This is a genomic window from Elizabethkingia sp. YR214 (assembly GCF_003058195.1).
In the GTDB taxonomy this organism is placed as follows: domain Bacteria; phylum Bacteroidota; class Bacteroidia; order Flavobacteriales; family Weeksellaceae; genus Elizabethkingia.
Genome location: NZ_QBUH01000011.1, coordinates 61,244 through 82,636, shown reverse-complemented (window position 1 = coordinate 82,636; position 21,393 = coordinate 61,244). Strand labels below are relative to the sequence as shown.

General features: G+C 33.5%; 15 protein-coding genes. 2 read left to right on the top strand and 13 right to left on the bottom strand.

Annotated features, from left to right (window positions below; translation table 11 throughout):
* Positions 1-13: 13 nt before the first annotated feature.
* From C8J95_RS17325 to C8J95_RS17315, 3 genes are all read right to left on the bottom strand, one after another.
* Positions 14-802: a hypothetical protein gene (locus C8J95_RS17325; RefSeq protein WP_107809964.1), complete on the bottom strand. Its 789-nt coding sequence runs from the start codon at positions 800-802 to the stop codon at positions 14-16.
* Positions 803-1,684: 882 nt separating this feature from the next.
* Entirely contained in the window at positions 1,685-1,876 is a 192-nt protein-coding gene (locus tag C8J95_RS17320; RefSeq protein WP_078721025.1) for a hypothetical protein, read from the bottom strand.
* Between the two features lie 178 nt (positions 1,877-2,054).
* On the bottom strand, positions 2,055-2,225 hold the full coding sequence (locus C8J95_RS17315; protein ID WP_255412871.1) for a fibronectin type III-like domain-contianing protein: 171 nt from the start codon (positions 2,223-2,225) through the stop codon (positions 2,055-2,057).
* A gap of 58 nt (positions 2,226-2,283) precedes the next feature.
* On the opposite strand from C8J95_RS17315, the gene C8J95_RS19080 reads away from it, so the two are divergent.
* Positions 2,284-2,409 carry a hypothetical protein gene (locus tag C8J95_RS19080; protein WP_255412866.1) on the top strand — a complete coding sequence of 42 codons (126 nt, stop codon included), beginning with the start codon at positions 2,284-2,286 and terminating at the stop codon, positions 2,407-2,409.
* A gap of 148 nt (positions 2,410-2,557) precedes the next feature.
* On the opposite strand, the gene C8J95_RS17310 is transcribed toward C8J95_RS19080, so the two are convergent.
* The 8 genes from C8J95_RS17310 to C8J95_RS17275 form a co-directional block, all read right to left on the bottom strand.
* Entirely contained in the window at positions 2,558-3,022 is a 465-nt protein-coding gene (locus C8J95_RS17310) for a PEGA domain-containing protein (protein ID WP_107809963.1), read from the bottom strand.
* Between the two features lie 10 nt (positions 3,023-3,032).
* Positions 3,033-3,419, bottom strand: coding sequence for a hypothetical protein (locus C8J95_RS17305; RefSeq protein WP_107809962.1), 387 nt, complete (start codon positions 3,417-3,419; stop codon positions 3,033-3,035).
* Positions 3,420-3,584: 165 nt separating this feature from the next.
* Positions 3,585-5,000, bottom strand: coding sequence for a BT_3987 domain-containing protein (locus tag C8J95_RS17300; protein ID WP_107809961.1), 1,416 nt, complete (start codon positions 4,998-5,000; stop codon positions 3,585-3,587).
* 413 nt (positions 5,001-5,413) lie between these two features.
* Positions 5,414-6,184, bottom strand: a complete 771-nt coding sequence (locus C8J95_RS17295) for a DUF1735 domain-containing protein (RefSeq protein ID WP_107809960.1) — start codon at positions 6,182-6,184, stop codon at positions 5,414-5,416.
* A 15-nt stretch (positions 6,185-6,199) separates the two neighbouring features.
* Entirely contained in the window at positions 6,200-7,333 is a 1,134-nt protein-coding gene (locus tag C8J95_RS17290) for a DUF1735 and LamG domain-containing protein (protein WP_107809959.1), read from the bottom strand.
* 12 nt (positions 7,334-7,345) lie between these two features.
* The gene (locus C8J95_RS17285) at positions 7,346-8,371 is read right to left on the bottom strand and encodes a glycoside hydrolase family 18 (protein ID WP_107809958.1); all 1,026 of its coding nucleotides are present in this window, start codon (positions 8,369-8,371) and stop codon (positions 7,346-7,348) included.
* Positions 8,372-8,394: 23 nt separating this feature from the next.
* Entirely contained in the window at positions 8,395-9,993 is a 1,599-nt protein-coding gene (locus tag C8J95_RS17280; protein WP_107809957.1) for a RagB/SusD family nutrient uptake outer membrane protein, read from the bottom strand.
* A gap of 26 nt (positions 9,994-10,019) precedes the next feature.
* On the bottom strand, positions 10,020-13,052 hold the full coding sequence (locus C8J95_RS17275) for a SusC/RagA family TonB-linked outer membrane protein (protein ID WP_255412865.1): 3,033 nt from the start codon (positions 13,050-13,052) through the stop codon (positions 10,020-10,022).
* A gap of 1,887 nt (positions 13,053-14,939) precedes the next feature.
* Between C8J95_RS17275 and C8J95_RS17270 the strand changes: the two genes are divergently transcribed.
* Positions 14,940-17,273: a mechanosensitive ion channel family protein gene (locus tag C8J95_RS17270; RefSeq protein ID WP_107809955.1), complete on the top strand. Its 2,334-nt coding sequence runs from the start codon at positions 14,940-14,942 to the stop codon at positions 17,271-17,273.
* Between the two features lie 1,275 nt (positions 17,274-18,548).
* On the opposite strand, the gene C8J95_RS17265 is transcribed toward C8J95_RS17270, so the two are convergent.
* Both C8J95_RS17265 and C8J95_RS17260 read right to left on the bottom strand, forming a co-directional pair.
* Positions 18,549-19,490, bottom strand: a complete 942-nt coding sequence (locus C8J95_RS17265) for a hypothetical protein (RefSeq protein ID WP_146165472.1) — start codon at positions 19,488-19,490, stop codon at positions 18,549-18,551.
* A gap of 423 nt (positions 19,491-19,913) precedes the next feature.
* Positions 19,914-21,287, bottom strand: coding sequence for a thioredoxin family protein (locus tag C8J95_RS17260; protein ID WP_146165471.1), 1,374 nt, complete (start codon positions 21,285-21,287; stop codon positions 19,914-19,916).
* Positions 21,288-21,393: the final 106 nt, after the last annotated feature.

Sequence of the window (21,393 nt, the reverse complement as noted above, 5' to 3'; positions counted from 1 at the left end):
ATAAAATAGGATATTACCTTTCATCATTCCCATTGATCCATCTGTCTAACATAACATGTTCTTTAGGCGACTGATGTGTTCCTCCTGCTAATATATCTAAGAGCCTGTCCCATAGATTTCTTTTTTTATTGAATTCAGCTTTATAGATCAGTAATGCTTTTAAGTACTCTTTCTCGTATTTCTTTGCCTGCTCAAGAGTATAGTTTACGGGAATATTGTGCATAATATTAGCGGTGGTGTTACTAATTCTGGCTGGCGTTTGCTCCTCAATATACTTCAGTTCGCCCATACAAACGTTTATAAGAGCTATAATTAATGTAAAAAACTCGTCCTGAATATCACATATATTAATTCTCCAGTATAGTTTTTCCTCTTTAGGAAGAATTTGAAAACCAAGTGTTTCAATATGTTTATAATCTATAGTAATTTTCTCTATAAAATGCTGGTTTTGATGCCAGAATATATATGAATTTAGCCTGTTCTTTTCTACAATATTTTCTTTTATGTAAAAAATTTGCTCTTCAACATAAGCAAGATTATAACTTATACGTAATAAGGCATCTTCACACTGTCGGTCAACCTCTGTAGAACAATGAAGATTCAATATCACTTTCGCTTGTTTATTCAGGTTTTCTAATTCTTTTAATGCTTCCAGTATATCTGTCAAATCTTTTCTTAAAACCGTATTCGCATTTTGAATATAAAATAAGGCTGAGAGCTGTGACGTATTGTCCTGTATTATACTGCGTTTCTGCCGGTTTACTCCGGCTCTCTTTCTATGATAATTTAATGTACTTCTCATTGTAATTTAACTTAGATTTTATAAAAATATCAGATAGTTTATATCAGCCAATAATGGAACTATCAACTGTTTTGACAATAAAGGGATAGGAACTAAAGTTCCTATCCCACTTATTAAAACTTTTCGAAAACATATTTACTGCTTTCTAATAGCCCTAATTACTAATGGTAATGAATTTTGTTTTTAATAATACCTGAGGTCTTTTATAGTCTTATTGTAATTATTACTTTATCAGATTTCCATCATTAGCCTGTTTAATATAATTTAAACATTTCATATACAAAGATGGATAATTACTCGTCTATAATATTATGCTTTTATATAATAAACTTACATATATCACAGTTAAAATAGATCCAATTAAAATTCTTAAATACTTCTGTAAATTTTCTTTCTGAAGGTAACCATTTAACACTCACCTCTATGGCTATGTGAAAATATTCACAAATACCATAGGCTTGTGGGCTTTCAGCTTTTGTTTTGGTATGATAAATACCTTCAATAGCAAATATAACTGATATTCATACTGTTCTCTTATTCCGCAGTATCAGCTTCTCTGGCAGTAAAAATTCTAAGTAAAATAAAAGCTTTCTCAATCGACCAGTGTACACAATTCTTTAACACAGATTTTCTTCTGGAAATTTTCTGTAAGACAAATCCTCCGATCCCTTCATACAGTTCTTTAAGTCTATAAAAACTATCCCGGGAATATGGTAATACCTTACTTGGATATGTTTTCCAAATGTTGTGCTAATTCAAATACACCTAACTTGTTTTTAATAAGTAGTCATAATACTTAATCTGTTTTAAAGCTAATTAATCTTGATTATAACTATCAGATTAAGTGTTGACTAATTCAATTTATACTACAAAACCTGTTATTCAATCATTATCCTTCTTTTTCTCTTCTAAAGATCTTCCGAATGCACTATCTGATGATGTAAGATGTTTTATAGGGGCCTTTAATGCCTTTGCCTTTTCCAAGACTATTTTAGCTCTTTCTAAGTCTGTTTTCTTATTGTTGTTACCTAAATTGTCTGGAATATTATCCGTTTTATTTTTTCTCTTAGACATATTTCATATTTGTCTACAAGTTAATCATTTAATAATTAAGGAGTTTTAAAATTTAGCTGTTTTTTCCTATATCCTTTTTCTACGAAGCGATTTAGCCATCCTCATTAGTGATAATAAAATACCATTCTTCAAAATTAGAAATCATCCCAGAGCTACTAGTCTATTTCAATATTTTGTTTTAAAGGTAGATTCTTTGACGAATTTCGATCATGACTCTGTAGGTCCCTTTTTCAACGATCCAGTTCATTTTTTCATCTAAGAACTTAAGTTCTTTTACAGGAAGCTCTATTACAATATTTTTTGATTCTCCCGGCTTCAAATGCACTTTCTGAAAGCCCTTTAGTTCAATAACAGGTCTTGATACAGAGGCTAATAGTAAAGGTGAAGCAGTGTACAGTAACTTTATTGTGAAAAATGAAAATTATTATGATTACAGAGACTTTATACTTAGTGTTGGCTATAAATTTGGAAACAGCAAAGTAAAAGGTGCTGATAAGAATGCAAAATTTGAAGAGAAAAACAGAGTGAACTAATCATGATGATTTCCATGTGACAGCTCCTTCAACAATCAATTATACCCATACATTCTAAAATACTTATATTCTCTATACATAAAAAAAATATAAGCCCCAGATTTACTGAGGCTCTTATAAAATATAAACTTTACAAAAGTATCTTTGGTTACAGTTTTACCAACTGTCCAACTTTTTTCCAGTTTTCATCAACCTTCAAAGATACAGCAATATTAATCCCATTTTTGGAAGTTTTAAAAACGGTTCCTTGTGCTAACTGAGCATTAATCTGCTTAGGCGTTAAATTATAAATAGCTCCGGTAATAGGATCTATAACCAAACCTATAATTCCACCAAATAAAATATTAGCTAGATACCATGCATTAAACTTTTTTGTAAGTTTAGTTTCATAGGGCTGATAACCATCCAATTTAATCATAACACTATATTCTCTCTTTCTTTCAAGCTTTGTCTCAAAAGGAGTTTTACCTACTTCAACTTCATCAATATATACAGTTGCTTCACTTGGAATACTTGTGAAATTTACTCCTTGTTTACTTCCCGAAATAATTGTAGCACAGCTTGTTGTTAAAAATAAAGCCGAAAAGGCTAAAACAAAATAATGTTTTTTCATATAATATAGTTTAATTAATTTGCAATTGATATTGGGGTAAAGTAGTGACATTACCCTCATAGTAATAAAATTCAACTTTTATTCTATAACATGTACTCCATAAACCAGGTTCTTTTTTCTCTGTAACCTTTACAATATTAGCTCCGTTCTCTCTAGCTAGTTGACGTGCCTTTATTAAGTTGGAATTAAAATCACAGTCTGTAGAAAATCCTGAGTCGCCAAATTTAGTTGTTCCCAATTTTCTAGCACCATCTGGAACTTTGTGATTTACATCAAGAAATGCAACTTTATCATTAATAGTTAATGGTTTTCCTGAATCACTAAAAGTTGAATTTATAGTTGCTGAACAACTGTTTAAAAAGATAAGTGTACTAAAAATGAATATTATTTTTTTCATATATGTAATAATATGGTTATTGTTAAATAATTATTAGCAAATATTTCTAAATGAAACCACCCATGAAATTGCCAAATGTTAGATTCAAGATAGAAGCCTGTTTAAAACAGAACTTCCATCAGAAAGCACTCTACCATATAAAAGGTAAAAAAGTGCTCGTTATTTTTATTCTATTGCATTAAATTCTCCTATGCCTTGGAGTGATGAAATATTATCAAATTTTACATAACGTGTCCTTACAGGTTCTATAAAAGATATCCATCCGATATAAGGGGCCTGCGGAGATCCTCCTATATTTTCATTGTTTTCATAAGCCCCCTGTTTGGTCCAGTTGATACCATCATCACTTGTATATACTGTAAAATTTTGAGAAAATAATGCATAAGAACCATTGAAATAAGTTGGTGTCAATGAGAAACCTTTTAAGGTATGGATAGTACCCATATCTAAAGTAACTGCTGATGAGTTAAGGCCTGAAAGCCATCCTGTATTGGTATCTCCATCCAGCATCATTGATGCATTGTATTCTGGCTGGTATTCTGAACTTGTTGTGACAGACCAGTTGCTACGGTCTATAGTGCTGCCAACAACAGGCGTGCCGGAATTGAAATTGGTTATAAAAATATTTATTTTTAAATAAACAATATCATTGGTAGTAGGCAGGCCTGATTGCATGCTTGATTTTACAGGTAATAAATATTGTTTCTGAGTATCTAATTGGGCCATAGCGTCTGTAAATTGTATTTCTAATTCGTTAGACAAAGTTTTACCTTTCGCTATGTTAAGCGAAGCGGTACTTAGTTTATATGTATTTTCCGGTAACATTTGGAATTGAGTTCCATTGGTATTGTTATAGGCTCCAATAAGAGAATTGTCTACACCCACTTTTATTAATGTCTCGGTATTTATAATACTATTCAATGAAACTGATAGTTTTGGATTTGCACCGTTAATTAGGACAATGTTTCCTGCTTTCTTAAATATTACATCATCTGTGGTTTTACCTGCTAGGGTTTTAAAGCTATAGGATACTTCACTAAATTTTACTTCTATAAAAATGGTGTTTCTGTTAGAAGTAAGTGTTGCATTTTTGTTATCCATACTTTTTATAGATACTGGAAGCAGATAGGTTGCATTTTTATCCTTTATTAAAGAAGGATCCTTCCATGTTAATGAAAGCATTTTATCTGACATGCTTTTTCCTGCAGGAATATTAATAGTCTCCTGAATACTGTAAGCACCTGATGGTAATAAGGGAAGTGTTTTTCCATATTGCTTTTTGTATGCTTCAATAAAAGAAGTGTCGGACTCAGCAGTTATGGTTAGCTGTGTATTGCTTGTGACTTCTCTGGTAGCAACAGCAAAAAACAAATCGTTGTTATCTGCAAGAAACTTTCCCTGTAATATAAGAATAGGGGTACTTATTAATACCTGATCTTTGTTATTATTGGCTTGTAAATAAATTTGCAGAGCGTCTTTAGAGGATGCAACTGTAGTATCATCTTCGCGACAGGAAAATAACAGAAAACTCCACAGGGATATGAAAAGAATGCTGTATATATTTATTTTATATGCTTTCATAGTGTACTTTTTTATTGTTTTTTAATATTTGTTGGTTACAAAAATTTCATATTTATTATTTTTTATCAGACATTTACAGATCATGTAAGTATTATTCAGCAAGCATCCGCACATCTGGTATCCATTTAAAATTACTTCCCGCAATCATATCATTTCCGTTTCTAGAGTAGTCTTTAACTGTAGTACCTTCCATCATTACACTTCCAGTAACCCTCCAGACCTGGTGTTGCAGGGTCTATAGCATACATATTATTTCTTATCTCCGCAGACGAACTTACAATATTCCAGAAACGAATTTCATTAACCTATTTTGTCCCATAATTACCTCCAAAACCAATAGATTTAAAATCAAAAGAAGCTGACAATGCATTTGTCATGGCTAGGACCCCATATACCATATAATAGAGCTTCCATTATACAAGTGCAAGGTGATACCAGCGGTTTGATTGTGAGCTTTGCTGAGGTAATAACTCAACCCCTCCTATTCTTACTTGTAATAAATCGGGTTTTTCTATTACTTTTTCAAATCTGGTATATACTTCGGTTGGGTAAGAATATATTAGTTTTTGATTATTACCATTAAGATCTGCAGCTTTAACCCTCCATTCCATTGTCCATGTTCTTAGGCCTTTATAAGGTGTTTTATATTTTGCATCAATAGAATTATTGAATCCAAGTTCTGCTACAGAAGTATATAATACCCGATCCATTAATATATAATAGGTTTTTGCAGCATTCAAAGCAGGAGAATTCCCCTCTGTACCTATAATCATAATGGCAAGAGCATATTTGTTAATCTCCGGCAAATTAGCAATATCTTTTATGGATAACTGATAGTGGTCAGAGATATATTTCCCTTTTTCTATTGTAAAGGAATTATTGTTAAATGTATAATAATTTAAAGGTAGCATCTGGTAAATCGTACCATTCTCCTTGTTATATTGTTCCAAAGCTTTGGAGTCTATTTGTACAGCCACGCTGGCTTTAGTATCCATAGGTTTGGCTGCTCTAACCGTAATGGGTATCAGGGCTCCGCTCTTGTCTATGGAGATATTGGTAATATTGGTTCCGGAGGCCCCCTCAAAGTAGATTGCATTAGGAGAGGTTATCATTTCATCACTGGTACAAGCCAGGATGATAAATGACAATAATATAAAATTTATATATTTTATCAGTTTTTTCATAAATAAATATCATTTTTAATTGCTACATTTTACTCCTTGTACCCATGTAATGGAAGTATTAGCTATTGCGTCGTGTCCGTTATCTGATAAGTCTTTTACAACCTTACCATCGCTTTCATTGAACTTCCAATAACTTATGAGACCTTCTGATTTAGGATCAACACCACATACACCATTGGCGATTTCGTTTTGTGATAATGCGCGGGACCACACCCTGGCTTCACTAATTGCCCCGTCTAGCAGACGCCCATCTGCTGAATATCCAATATGGAAACCTCCTGCCCACATGTTAGTGAGGTCTATGGTACGTACTGCATTTTTGGATGCAACTAATTCTCCGTTTACATAAACTCTTAACTGACTGCCATCATACACTGCCGCAATATGGTACCAAATCCCTGTGGAGAAGGGGGCGGGCACTGTGACAGAAGTATTTCCGCCTCCCACATGTAGTTGGGATGGTAATATGTTGACATTTCCGAAGCGAATTAAAAAGGTTTCCTCAATTCCCATTACAGAGCATATAAAAGGATAGTTATTCTGAAAATTATTTATGAGGACTCTTGATTCAAATGTAAGTTTGGTCATAGCATTTAATCCCTCATTATTTTTAGAAAAATCTACTTTAAAGTAATTGTTAGTAAGTGAAGCAGCTTTGGTAGTAATCGTACGATTGGTAACTACATATAATGATTTGGAGGCCCTAAGTAATGGAATATTGGTAGTGTTTATTATTGTAATAGGTACTATATATTTCTTATTGGTTAGTAAACCGGTAAGACTTTTTATTTTTAATATTCCTATATTGGAAATATACTTTCCCTTTTCTATAGTATATTTACTATCCTGAAGTGTATAATAATCTGCAGGCAGTGCTGTATACTGAGTACCATTTCTCTTATTGTAATCATCTACTGTGCTTTCATCTATCCGAACAGATGCTTGTATTTCATTGTCTACAGGCTTAGCTGTCCGTATGGAAATAGGTACGTTTAAATCACTGTCCTCTATATTGACATTAATAACATCTTTACCTAAATTGCCTTCAAAGTAAATTGCATTTTCAGAAACAGGTATTTCATCATTGGTACATGCATAACAGAAAAGAAGACACAAGACAATACTTATATATTTAAGGAGATTTTCCATAGTAAATTTATTTTATTTAGATTTTGGAGCAGGATTCATAATCTGTATCATTTTACGGGTATATTTATATCCGGGATAGTTTCCGTAATCATATTCTATATGGTAAGAGCCGGCACCACCTTTTGCCCCCTGTGTAGGATTCCAGTAGGCCATTCCGTATAAGGAAGGAACCAAACCATTGATGGGATCTTCATAATTTGCCCCTCCTGTTTTCCAATATTTTTCAAAATCTTCAGTAACAATGAATCTCTCAGGGGGACACCAGGACGAAATATTATCGTATCTATCTTGCAGGTTTTGTGGAGATGATGTTCCGTATGCCTGTGCGACAGCGTAATCAATATACTTACCGGCATCAGTGGGAACTAAATTGACTTCTCCGTCTATTAATAACATTTTTCCGGTTCCTGCAACACGTCCGAAATACTTACCCATAGCTTCTATAAAAAGTCCAAAGTCATCTTCATTCTTGGTGATGTTCCAGGTATTACAGCCACAAACATAAGGTTCATGATCAAAGTCTATACCGTCTAACCCATTAGTTACAATCTCTTCATATAATATTTTAGCTACTTTATCAAAGCCTTCTTTTAGTTTGCCTTTGGTTTGACCATCGAAGTAGGTAGCTTTAAAACCTTTTATAATTTTGTCGAAAAAAGCTTCATCCGTGAATTCGACTCGTACAATTTTGGTACCTTTTACTTCCTGCACAAATTTCATTTCTTTGTATCCTGGAGAATCTTTCTCTGGAAATCCGCCCCACATACTTATAATATCTAAACTATCAGGTATTCCTTTCCATCGGTTTTGCATGGAAGCTTCCAGATTGGAAAGCCCCGACGGTCCATACCAGCCAAATGCAATCTGATGAGGTGATTTTTTATAGGCCCTGAGGTTAGCATGGTATTCATCAGAATTTTTGGGTACTGAATCTACATTTTCAGGTTCAGGTCTGTTTTCAGCTGTGCAACCGAAAAGTATCAGAACACAACTGATCAATATTGTGAGAATTATAGGTATAATACGAACGTCTTTCATTTTTTTAATTTTTTCAGGTTAGCTTAATTTTTTTTATCCCACCATAATCGGGTTCCTCCATTGTCCGAGCCGCCCAAGGCAGTAACACCCGAAGCAACTCCCTGCGGATTGTCTCTGTATTCCGAATTAGGAAAAGGCATTCTGCGGATTTGTTTCGATGTATCTATCGTTCCGCCACTATAGTTCACAACAACAGGGAAAATTTTAGGATACCCAGTCCGGCGGAACTCACTCCAAGCCTCTTGTCCATTAGGAAATACAGCAATCCATTTCTGCGTGATGATACGCTCCAGTTTCTTTTCAAAACTATCGGTTTCAGCCCATTTAATCGTTACGGTACTAAGAAGTGTACTTCCGGTATTGACGTTATTGGACGAGCTTACAGGGTCTCTGTATGCTGCTGCCGTACTGCTGCTGTCATTAAGATAATTATCAGCACCGCTAGCTCCAGCCTGCTGAAAAGAGGTACGTATGCCGGTTTCATAGAGATCTTTGGCTGCGCCACCCATATTCCATCCTCTTAATGCACCTTCTGCCCTTGCAAAATATGTTTCCGCCGCTGTTAGCCATGGTAAGGGGCTGTTTTCCTCAAGTTTTATGGTAGAAAAAGGGGTGTACAATGCTTTGTTGCTAATCTGGATTCCGTTTCTTATTCCAAAATAGCCTGTTGTTCCTCCAATAGTCACCTGATTGAAATAAGACGATATTCTGGGGTCTTTATAACCTTTTAGAAAGGACTCCATATTCGCGCCCATCCGAACATCATCATATTGGTAGCATATAGCTGAAATAGGATTCCTGATGAAGTTTGTTGGAGAAGATTTAATGGCAGCACTTGCATCGGCAGTTTTTATAACTCCTATCTGATGATTGACTGCTGATTCTGCGTATAATTTTGCTTTTGCCGGATCAGCGTACACAATTCTTAATGCAAGTCTCAGTTTCAGTGAATTGGCAAACTGAATCCATTTACGGATGTCACCCTGATAAATTAAATCATAATTGCCAAGAATTTTTGAATTTGGAAAATTCTGAGAAAAAGTTGTTAATACATTAATTGCATTGTCCAGTTCTTTGAAAAAGGAATCATAAATCGCTTGTTGCGAATCGTATTTGGTACTGACAACACCTGCTTTTATACCTGAATAAGGAAGCGGGCCATAAGTATCAGTCGCTCTGTGAAAACCTGCTACTTTTATAATGTCTGCTAATGCTACTGTTTCTGGTGTGCTTGCTCTGTCTTTTATTTGGGTCCATCCTGCGAAATTCCCCAGATAGGCACGCTTAAACATTTCTTCGTACCAGCTGGGTACCAGTCCGTAGGTAGAATTATTCTGTCCACCATTCCAAGTATTACTAACGCCCATATAACCAGAATAAATATCCCCTTGTAGGTTGTCTGTAAGTTGGTATTGATTTACTTCATCGGTGCCATTACTTCCCGCAGGAAACACATTCTTTTGCATCTGAAGAAAGAATGCTCCTAGCTGATAATAGTCACGTTGTAGCATATCTTCAGTAGGCTGTGTGGGATCGGTATTGAAGTCTGCATATCGATTGGTACAAGCACAGGCTACGCTTGCCATGCCCACTAAAATTATATTTTTTATAGGTAATTTCATCTTTAGTTTTGTTTTTGTGGTTTGTATTAGAATTCTAATCTTAGTGAACAGCTTATACTTCTAAGACTGGGCTGCATGAAATAATCTATTCCCTGATAATAAGTGCCTACGGATGCTGTATTTTCAGGATCGAAAGGTGCTTTATTGTAGAACATAAATAAATTTCGCCCACTCACATTTATAATAACATTGTTAATAAATTTTATCCACGGTGTACGCAATCTATAGGAAAGAGATACCTCAGCTAATCTTACATTGGTCATGCTGTATACATAATAGGCACCAACACCTGCTTGTGGACTTCCTACTACCTGATAGAATTTCTGAGCATCTACTTTACCATCGTTTATCAACACACCACCATTTTCCCGTGCCATTGCACTGGATTCAGATACACCGAAGAAGTCCATAACAGCCTGTGTCTGTGATACCCCGACACCACCCACCCGGGCGTTTATAAGAAATGCGAATGTGAAATCTTTATATTTGAATTCATTTCTCCATCCCAAACGATACTTTGCGAGTGAGGTCCCAGCCTTGATGAAATTGTCAGGATCGGCTTCAATTTGTCCTGAATTAGCATCTACATAAACATTCCCCTGAAAATCTTTTTTTAAGGTGTTGACATAAATATCTCCCATAGTGCCACCTTCTGTAAGGACAGTGCGATAGCTTCCGGTGCCACCCATATTAAGTTTGTCCATAGTCAGTGTAGAACCACTGTATGGGTCGTAATAATCTTTGAGCAAGCTGACAACTTTGTTTCTGTTTAATGAAAAAGTGGCCTGCGATCTCCATCTCAGATCTCTGTTGAATATAGGGCTTTCCCATGCTAAAGAAGCTTCAATACCTCTGTTGTCTACCTGACCGGCATTCACATATATGGAACTGAAAAGTGATGTTCCTGAAAAAGTAGGTTTGAATAATTGATTAAAAGTTGAAGAAGTATAGGCTGTAGCAGTAAGCTCTAATTTATTTTTCAGAAATCGGGCATTGATCCCCACTTCTGAGGAACGAGTGCGTTCGGGCTGGATACTGTTGGAAGGTCTTGTTCCTGTAGTTCCGATATTGCTTCCTACAAAAGGAAATGTAAGAACTGTAGTGCCTCCCGGCGGACTGTTACCAACTTCACTATAGGAACCTCTTATTTTTAAATAAGATAAAATATCTGATTTAATTTTGAAAATATCGGTAACAATTGCAGAAAGACCTACAGCAGGATAGAAGTAGTAACTTTTGGTGCTTCCGTATAGTCGGGAAGGCCAGTCGTATCTTCCGGTAAGATCTAAGTAGACTAATTTGTTATAGTCTACAGTAGCGCTTGTAAAAACAGATTGTGTCTGGTCGCGGGATTTTGCCTCGTATGGAGGAGTGGTTGTAACCGTATTTTTTAACGTGAAAAGATTGGCTAATTGTGAAAGGTTCCCTCCTACAGTAAAGGTTTCATACTGATTGTCAGTAATAGCAGCTCCTACATTGGCATTGATTCCAAATTTTCCGAAACGACGATCCATATTGGCAATAATATCACCATAGATTTGTTGATTGTTTTGAGGGTTTCTCATATAGGCACCAAGAGATCCTGCAAATAAACCGTATGTAGAGGCATATAATTTGGTTTCGGAATTCATAGCTGAATTGTCAAAATTCATCCGTCCCGTAACATTTATTCCTTCCGCAATATTGATTTTTAAAGCTCCTGTAATGATATAACGGTTTATCTTATTGGTAAATATATTCCGGTTTGCTGTCCAGTAAGGATTTTGTAAAGCTATTCCCTGATCCCCATAATCCCAATATTGTGTTTCGAAATTTCTTTCTGGATTATAGCGCTCATATATTTTATATTTTCCTATATCTGTAGTTGCAGGCATTAGATAAATAGGAACTATAGGATTGTAGTATAAGCCCTGAGTCGTCATGTTCTGGTCGTTCTGATTGATGTAATTGAATGATAAATCCAATGTTGCTCTTTTGTTGAATAAGGATGCGGAGTTACTGGCTGTGAAATTATAACGGCTGAATTTGTTCTCAGGAATAATTCCGTCTGCATCCTGCCTGGAGGCGGAAACGTAGAATGTATTATTTTCAGAACCACCACTTACTCCAATTGCGGTTGTGTAATTGGCTCCTGTTTGGTAAAAATTAGCAGGATTATACATGGGGGGTGTCGTTAGTTTATCTCCCCAACTAAACATACTTCCGCCTGCGTTGGCACCATAGCTTTTCTGAAAACGAGGCAGTATAAACGGATCCATGACGCTTAAAGTATTAGTGAAAGATATTCTTGGTTTTCCACTCTGCCCTTTTTTAGTGGTGATAAGAATCACCCCGTTGGCTGCACTGCTGCCATATAATGCTGCCGAAGCTGCTCCGGTAAGAACAGAAATATTTTCAACATCTTCCGGATTTAGCATAGCAATTCCACCAAAAGATGCTCCACGACCACTATAAAAATCTGAGGTTTGTGGAGCAGCAAAAGAAAGATTGGGCATAGGAATTCCGTCTACAACATACAAGGCATTATTGTTTTGTGTAATGGATGTTGTTCCTCTAAGAACAACCCTGGACTCCGCTCCAATACCAGATGCAGAAGATTTAATATCTACCCCAGCAACTTTGCCCGAAAGGCTGTTAAGGATATTTCCCTGCCCACCATCGACAATTTCAGCTCCGCTTACTTTCTGTACATTGTACGTAAGGGCCCGGGATTCTTTTTTGATTCCTAATGCAGTTATGACTACCTCGTTAATTTGTTGTGCTTTCTCAGGAGTGACAGAAAAGAGTGTGATACTGATTGTTATTTTTCCGTCTGTTGGAATCTCCCGAGATTTGAATCCAGACTTAGAAATTGTTAGAACAACATTCTCTCCAGAAGCTGTAATACTGAATTTCCCTTCCTGGTCAGAAGTGATTTTGTTGTTTGTTCCTTTTTCAGTGATTGTTACGCCGGCTAACGGAAAGTTATCCTCTCCTGTAACAATGCCTGTAACTGTCCTCTGGGCATAGATTAAAACTCCGGTAAGGAAACATAACAAAATGAAAAATAGTTTTTTCATGGTGTGCATTTTTAGTAAATTATTTATTGATTCTAACTACATTAATTAGATTTAACTCCTTTATTATTTTGCATTTTCACTTGTTTTAACTGTAATAAAAAAAAATAACATTTGACTAAATAATATTAAAATATGAAATTTATTGTATTTTTATTAATACATCTAAATTAATTTTTATTTTAATTTATTCGTTATTTTTTTATTGTAAATTAAACATATACCATTAAACTCTGTATTTTTAATATCGTGTAGGGTATCTGTATGGTGTTAATGTAATTTTTAATTACTTTTTTTTTTTGAATTTTATAAAAAAAATAATTCTAAAACATGAAAATAGATTTCACACCTAATGTAATCAGTTGATATTTAGCATCATTAATATCAAATCAAACATTATTCTTAGCAGAAGTTTTGTTATAGGATAAATTTTGTAAAGGGACCTAACCAATAAACCTTACTTTAACAACTCAATAAATGAATTATTTTTCGTTGTTTAAACTAAACTCATTTTAATTAATATTCTTGATAAACTTTTAAAACTACCATATGAAAACCTGCATCATTAAAACATTATATAGACCTAGTATTGGCCGGATTAGTCGTTAAAGCCCAGGAGGTAAGACCTTATAATGCAATCGTAATTCTAACAGATGACCAGCGATTCAATACCATTACGGCACTTGACAAACACAAAATACATACACCATTCTCTACTAAAGCTTTATCCTTGTGACGATCAGCTCTTACAGACAGAATAGTCTAATACTCTTGGTCGTGTGGCATCTATTGCCATATATATTGGTAACGTTTAATTTCCTTATCAGATTGATCAAAGAAAGTAAGGGACTTAACATCTACCTAAGCTCAATGTCCAGAAATCTGTTTTTCATATCGTTTAAAAGTCTTTAGAGTGCTTTCTTATATTCTATAAGGCAATTTATTTACATCATTCCTTTTTAATACATTATAAAACAGCACGTAAAGATACCTCTCTGATAATCTTTCCTGAAAAAACTGGCCGACTTAAAATAGAGACGAAAATCGACCGGAAAGCCATAAAGACTTATTTCACAAACAAACGTACACAATAATGAAAATAATGATTAAACATTTTCAAACCTATTGATTTCTACAGCAAGTATTTAATAAACAATTATTTATATGTTTTTTATAAATCTTTTTGTTTTATATATCCATTATTTATTCGTGACAATTACCGGATAGAAAAACACTTTCAGAACTTTATAAGTTTCACTCTATCTTGCTCAATATTTATTGGCTGTAAAATTGATTAATTTCAACATTGATCACAAAAATAAAGGCCCTACATAAGTCCTATGTTTTAATAAAATCAGGAATTCATATTTTTAACATTTATATGCATTCTTTTTCTGAATAGGATAAGAAATAAAAAAACTTTGTTTAATTGATTCCTAGGGCTCTTTAAATCTTTCATCAAGAGTAAATGCATTTTGAAGTAGGAGTTTAGCATTATAGTCATATTGTTATCCCTTAATATATTACATTCATCTAATTGTAGATAAATTGTAAAAGATCCCGCTAACTTTCATCAATACGATAATTACAAACACGTAGCATGCAAGTAGGGTTTCATTTTTAAGTTTTAGAACATTTTTATACTAGCTTTGCCACCTCTAAAATACACTTTTTACTCTAAGTTAAACCTCAAACTCTCTTAAATAGCAAATAATTTATAAGATTTTCATTTATAATAAATGATTTTAATAGGTTTATTGAATATTCAAAAAACATAGTATTCCTTTTTATCTTTTCTCCTCTGAACTTAATAGTACTTCGCAGCATATATTCAAAACATACCTTTTACTTTTAGGAGCAATTTAATTATTACATTAACCGTTAATCAAGATGTTAAAACATAGCTTTTTATTCATATTCTTCTTTACAACCTTATGGTTTCAAAGTTTACCAGCTCAACATACACCGTCCCAGAACGAAAGGAATCTCTTCAATCATGAAAATGTAGATAGTGAATACCTACTTACTATTGAAAAAATAAATGAAGTGTTTGAGTCTGCTTATATCAAATCCGAATTTACAGCAGATGTATATCTTATGTTCAATAATATTGAGCAAACCACTAAAAAGCTAAATATTATCCTCAAAAGTGTAAAGGTCGCCAACCTTAATGTTCGGAATCAACAAATGTATTATACTATGCTGCAGGATTTGGAAAATAGCCTGGATGATCAGAGTAAATTTATTGTCAAACAGGATAGCATAATCGATGGTGTAAAAAAACATATTTTGGATTTAGCAAAAAATAAAAATGTTTTAAAACTTAAAAATGATACTCTTGCACAGGAACACTTCCGAAAAGAAATTCAGGTGCTTATTGAAAAAAGTGGTAAAACAATAAAACTCCTTACCGAGCACACACAGCTCCTCAATGAAAAAAAGAGGATAATCCTTGAGAACAAAACCAGTATATTTTATGCATTACAAACTGTGGAAGATAGACTAAAGAAGTCCGAGTTAAGCCATATCACAAGAGAATACCCTTATCTTTGGAGCACAAATAGAACAGTAAAGAAAATAGATATGCCGGCTAATTTCTCTGAAAAAATAGCCCTAGAAAAAGATGTAACCCTATACTATCTTAATTATATACGCGGGGGAATAATTGTCCTGGTATTTTTAATGCTTATTTTGGGACTTTATATCAACAATAATCTCAAATACCTAGAAAAAACAGGATATATTCATAACCTGAAAAAACTCAATTTTCAGTTTCTCAATAAAGGTACATGGATTAACCTATTTATTATAGGATTACATATTTTTATTCTATACAGTTTACAGGCGCCAGCTATTTTCACATCACTTCTGTACTTTACATTACTGATAAGCATTGGCTTGCTGTTTCATAAAAACTGGAAAAAATCCAATCTGTATAACTGGCTCTTTCTCACTGTTCTTTTTGCAGCACTCAGTTTTATTAATTTATTTGTCTCTGTAAGTTTTATAGAACGTTTTTTACTTCTTCTGATCAACTGTACATCTATATATTATATTATCTCTCAATTAAAAAATACAGACAATACCCTCTTTAAACTCAGGTTTTTCAGATGGGCAGGAAAAATCTTTATCGGACTGTGCATTTTATCAGTCATTTTTAATTTCCTTGGCAGGGTCTCTCTTGCCCATGTACTAAGCCTTAGTGCAACAGTGGCACTCACAGAAGTAATTGCGCTAAATGTACTGCTAAAAATTATTATTGAAATCATTCTGCTCCAGATATACAGAACACGCGTACAGAGAGGTACTTCTAAAATTTTTGACTATAAGAGCCTCTCAAATAATCTTAAAATACCTTTTATACTGATTACCGGCTGTATGTGGTTTATTGTCATGTCTTCTAATCTGAACATATGGAGAGGAATTCGCACTGCCTTTAATACTATACTCTCCTACAAAATCCATATTGGAGAATTTACTTTTACACCAGGCAATGTCCTTTTATTTATTGCATTAGTATGGACTGCTCATTTATTACAAAAATATATTGCATATTTCTTTGGCGAAATTGAAGATGAAGACGAAGAAAATGTGAATAAAAAGCACCACTCCAGACTTATGATTATTAGGTTAATATTACTAATAGGAGGATATCTTCTGGCTATTCTGGCCTCTGGGATTCCTCTGGATAAAATAAGTATTATGATCGGAGCTCTGGGCGTAGGTGTTGGACTCGGACTTCAGGGAATTGTAAGCAATTTTGTCTCTGGAATTATTCTCATATTCGATAAGGCTATACAGGTAGGAGATATTATTGAGCTCAATTCCCAACGCGGAAGAGTAAAGTCAGTGGATCTTCGTACCACAAAAATAAGTGCACCCAATGGTTCTGAAATTATTATCCCAAATGGCAGTCTGCTCTCCCAAAATATCACCAACTGGACCTATACAGATAATTTACAACAAGTGGAAATCAGCTTTAAGCTGAGCGGAGATTCAACACCTGAAAATATTAACCAGATAGTTCATCAGGCACTAAATAAAGTTAAAACAATACACACAAACCGCGCATTCCAGATTTACTATACCACCTTATCAAAAGACAATTACGGGCTACTTGTAAAATTCTGGTGTAGTATTTACCGTACCGATGAAACCTTAAGTGAAGCAAAGAAAAGTATTTTTAATTCTTTTCATGATCATGAGATTACAGTAACCATTTAAACAATTTTAAACAGGTATTACAACATTATATTATTTTCAACTATCATTCCATATTCTTTTAAAGACGATAGAGATGTTATCCCCCGTAGTAAAAGGACAATACATTCTGTAGAACAAATAATATTACGGGTATTTCAAAATACATTTAAAATATCTGGTTTAAAGATTGGAAAACCACGGAATTCAATACCATTAAAATCCTTTAGGGAACATCCGGATTTTCTTCAATACACTTATTTACCGCCTTTGTATAGGCTGTAGGTCATGTTGTTTGATGAATATCATGTGGAAAACAATGATTTTCAATATTATCAACAACCATTTCTAGTGTTTTTTAAAAAGGATGTCTTTTACATAAATAATAGCCCATTGTACAATTATGCAACAACTTATTTAATGATATAGTTATATAAGCTTAATTTAATACCATTCAATATAAAGCAATAAAAATCTGGTAAAAATAAAAACTAACTGTATATTATTTAGTACTATCCTGATAATAAAACTCTCAACAAATAATATATTATGAAAATCATAATAAACATACGTTTATAATTACCAGATCTTAATTGCAATGGTTATTCACAACCATATTATTTAAAATACATTGATTGCATTTTTGTATTGAACATTTTAATAAAATGTTTTCACGAAGATCATAAAAAAATAAGAGCCGGCATATAGAATCTCTTGTAAAAACACTATTAAATCTGTATTACATATACCCTACACTCATGAATTACCTATTTGGGACTCTATCGGATCAATAGAATTAAAATAATGGTAATCCTTATATATACACATCGTGTAAAACACTTATAAAAATATAAGATCATGCAGCTTTATTACATGATCTTATATTTAATATTCCTATAATTATAGATATCCCGCAGTATGTCTTATTTTCATTAAAGATAAAACGTAATTAGTCTTACTCTTCACTGATCTAATGGTTCTATTCTATAGTTTTACTTTTTTAATAGTTTACAGATCCCATATGACCAGAAAAATCTAATAGAAACCTATAAAAGAAGATCTAGATCTATCGGCAGGAAAGCTAAAGTTATAAGTCAATGCTGTTTTTAATGCTTCCAGATCCTACTGCCCCTATTCCTTGTTTGGGGAATACTCCATAGCAAGCTTATGTGTAAATAACTGCTTTAGTACCTCATAATGAAGGTAAAGCTTCTATAGTGATAAGAAATATAATTGTTTAGTTTCGATTGATTCCAGACATAAAGAATCACTCGATGTAAGTATGTTCAGCTTTCAAAATTACATATTTGGCTTACCTGGTACAATCCCTAGTTTTTGTAAATTTTGTCTGATTCCGCTTCTTAGTTTTACCATCTCCGGATCTTTATAGAAAAGAAGCATTTTTTTACTCTTCCCATCTATATCTTCAGGTTTATTATTTAATAACACAAAATGAGTAAATGTCTCGGCGCCATCCTCATCCATTGATGAACACGCATATGCACTTACAAACTCCTTTGGAAAGGCATTAAAAATTTTACTTGGATTCATAGACATCGCTAATTCTAATGGAATTTTCTTCCAAGAAATATTTACCATTTGCTTAATAAATGAGCTCTCTTTATAATTGCTTACATAGTTATCGCTTTCAGGAAGATAAATCAAATACAGCTGTGTTTTATTTTTTGTTATATAATGTCCAAACTCATGAATCATCACATAAGTTGCCATATCATAACCTAATGTATTGAGTTTATCATCTGATGCAGAAAAGGAAGGAATCTGCTTCTTACCTTTATTTATATCATAAGCTAGCCCCAAAGAAAATTGACTTAAAGAGTTTTCTTTACGATCTCCCATATAAGCATATACATTGGATCCTTCTTCCGGATAGAAAACAGTGAACTGTGTTATTTCTTTTCGATATTCTGCAGGAATAATGTCTGTAAATAATTTAAATCTTTTCTTATGTTCTTCAATTGCTTTTTGTTCTTTCTCCCAGATTTCTTTTTTTATATACGTTGGTGCATTACTTGGCATTGGAAAAGTTTTATTCAGATAAATATTATCGTTGAATATATTATATGCTACAATAGTATTCTTACTTTCTCTATCATCATAACTATTTGGAAAAATAATTTTCTCTTCAATAGTCTCTCTGGTACAAGAATTAAAAATTGATGTAGTAGTTACTGTTAATAATAATAATAATAATTGTGGCAAATTGCTTTGTTTCATCATAGATAGTTTTATAGTAATAAATATCACTTGATGCAATATTTATTAAGTATTATTTCTTGTTAATTTTTTTATTTTTAAAATATTTAATTAATAACAATTCCTAAATGAAATACGGAAAAACTCTTTGGGAGATTAAGAAGTAATAGAATCTCTAATCCTTGATTTGATTAATAAGAACAGATACAGAACTGCAAGAATCTCAATTCATCAGTTCCATAGGAAAATAAAAGTTAAGTATCCTGATATAAATAATAAAAAAATATTTCATTGAAGGATAAAAGACGGATAACTCTTATTTATTAGAATTATCCGTCAACTGCTAATATAGAAACAAAATTATGATGAAGATACTACTTCATAAAAATATTAGCAGCTTAAATATAGATTAATTAATAAGTGAATGCTTTACTTTTTTATTAGCTATTAATTTGTGTTGCTTAAAAGACTAAAAGAACTACCCCTGGAGAGAATTTTACCATTATTATCAACCCATACCAAAGTGGGAGCTCCAGATACACCATAATTTTGAAAATTATCACCTTCCACTCCTTTGTAATTACAGTAAGTATTATCTTTCCACGGGAATGATTGTGCTTTACTTTTGAACACTTCACTATCTCGGTCTGCAGAAATTGCAATAACACGGATGCTCTTTGCTCTGAGATCAGCATAATGTTCGGATAGTTGTTGTAAAAAGTCTGTACAGCTTTTACAATCCGATTGATAAAAAACTATAAGGCTACTATCAAACATCTCATTCATTTGCTTATCCATCTTAAGACGGGAAGTTTTAGAAACTTCACCTGCTCCTGTTACATACCCGGATAGTACAAGATCCGGAGCTTCTGAACCAATAACACCTTTAATGAAAACTGCCAAAGGGCCTTTATAACTAGTTATTTTATCCGATGAAGACACTTGAGGTGCAATAGCACCAATATATTCATCTTCTCCATACAGATTTAAGTTATAAGCGACTCTTTCAACAAATCCCGTATAGTTTTTTGGTGTACTTATTCGTGAACTGATTTTTTTAAACTCCCTGGTAAATCTATCTTTATCTTTTAATAACTGCAAATGAATACTTACCCATGTATCTACAATCCTGTTCCAATAACCGGATGTATATAAGACTTCCCAGTCTAGCTCTTCAGCAATATATCGGGCAATATGATCAACCCTATCCTCCTCTTTTTCAAAAAGCCGGGTACCTTTACCGTCCGGAAGATTCAGAATAGGGACAAAATGGCTTATGTAGTCCGATTTTTCTTTTAGGTTATTCTGAAACCTTTCATAGGTTTTTTGTTGCTTCCCGGCTTCTTCTTTAAAAACGTTGTAGTTTATATCGCTTTGAGAATAGAGTTTTATTGCCTGCTGCATAATCTCATAACGTCGCATGATGTTATTCTGAGCCCTATACAGCTCGTTTAAATCCTTATTCCCGGTATTCCCTGAATATATGATATTTTGTTCATCAGGAACCGGAGCTTCATTGGATACTGAAAAATCCTTTCCCGGAATAAACATATCCAATCCCCCGCCTTCTTTAGTTCCTGTGATCAGCCAACGGCTCATTCCGGTATAAGGTGCATACTCTTTCGGGATTGTGAGCCTAAACTTTCCTTCTCTGGGAATTATTCCTTTCATAATAACCTTTTGTTCAGCTCCCTGAAAAATAATAAACTCATAAGACTTCCCTGTTAAATAAGGAAAATACATCTCTATATTTTGTCCTTTCATGAGACCTAAGCCTGCTAAAAACAACATCAACATTATTTTGATTTTACTATACATCATTGTTCTTTGTTTGTATTGTATATAAGAATAACGGTGGTCATGTTTTTACAGGAACATAACACCCAGAGCATAATTAGTATGAATTATACTCTCATATCATATCTTC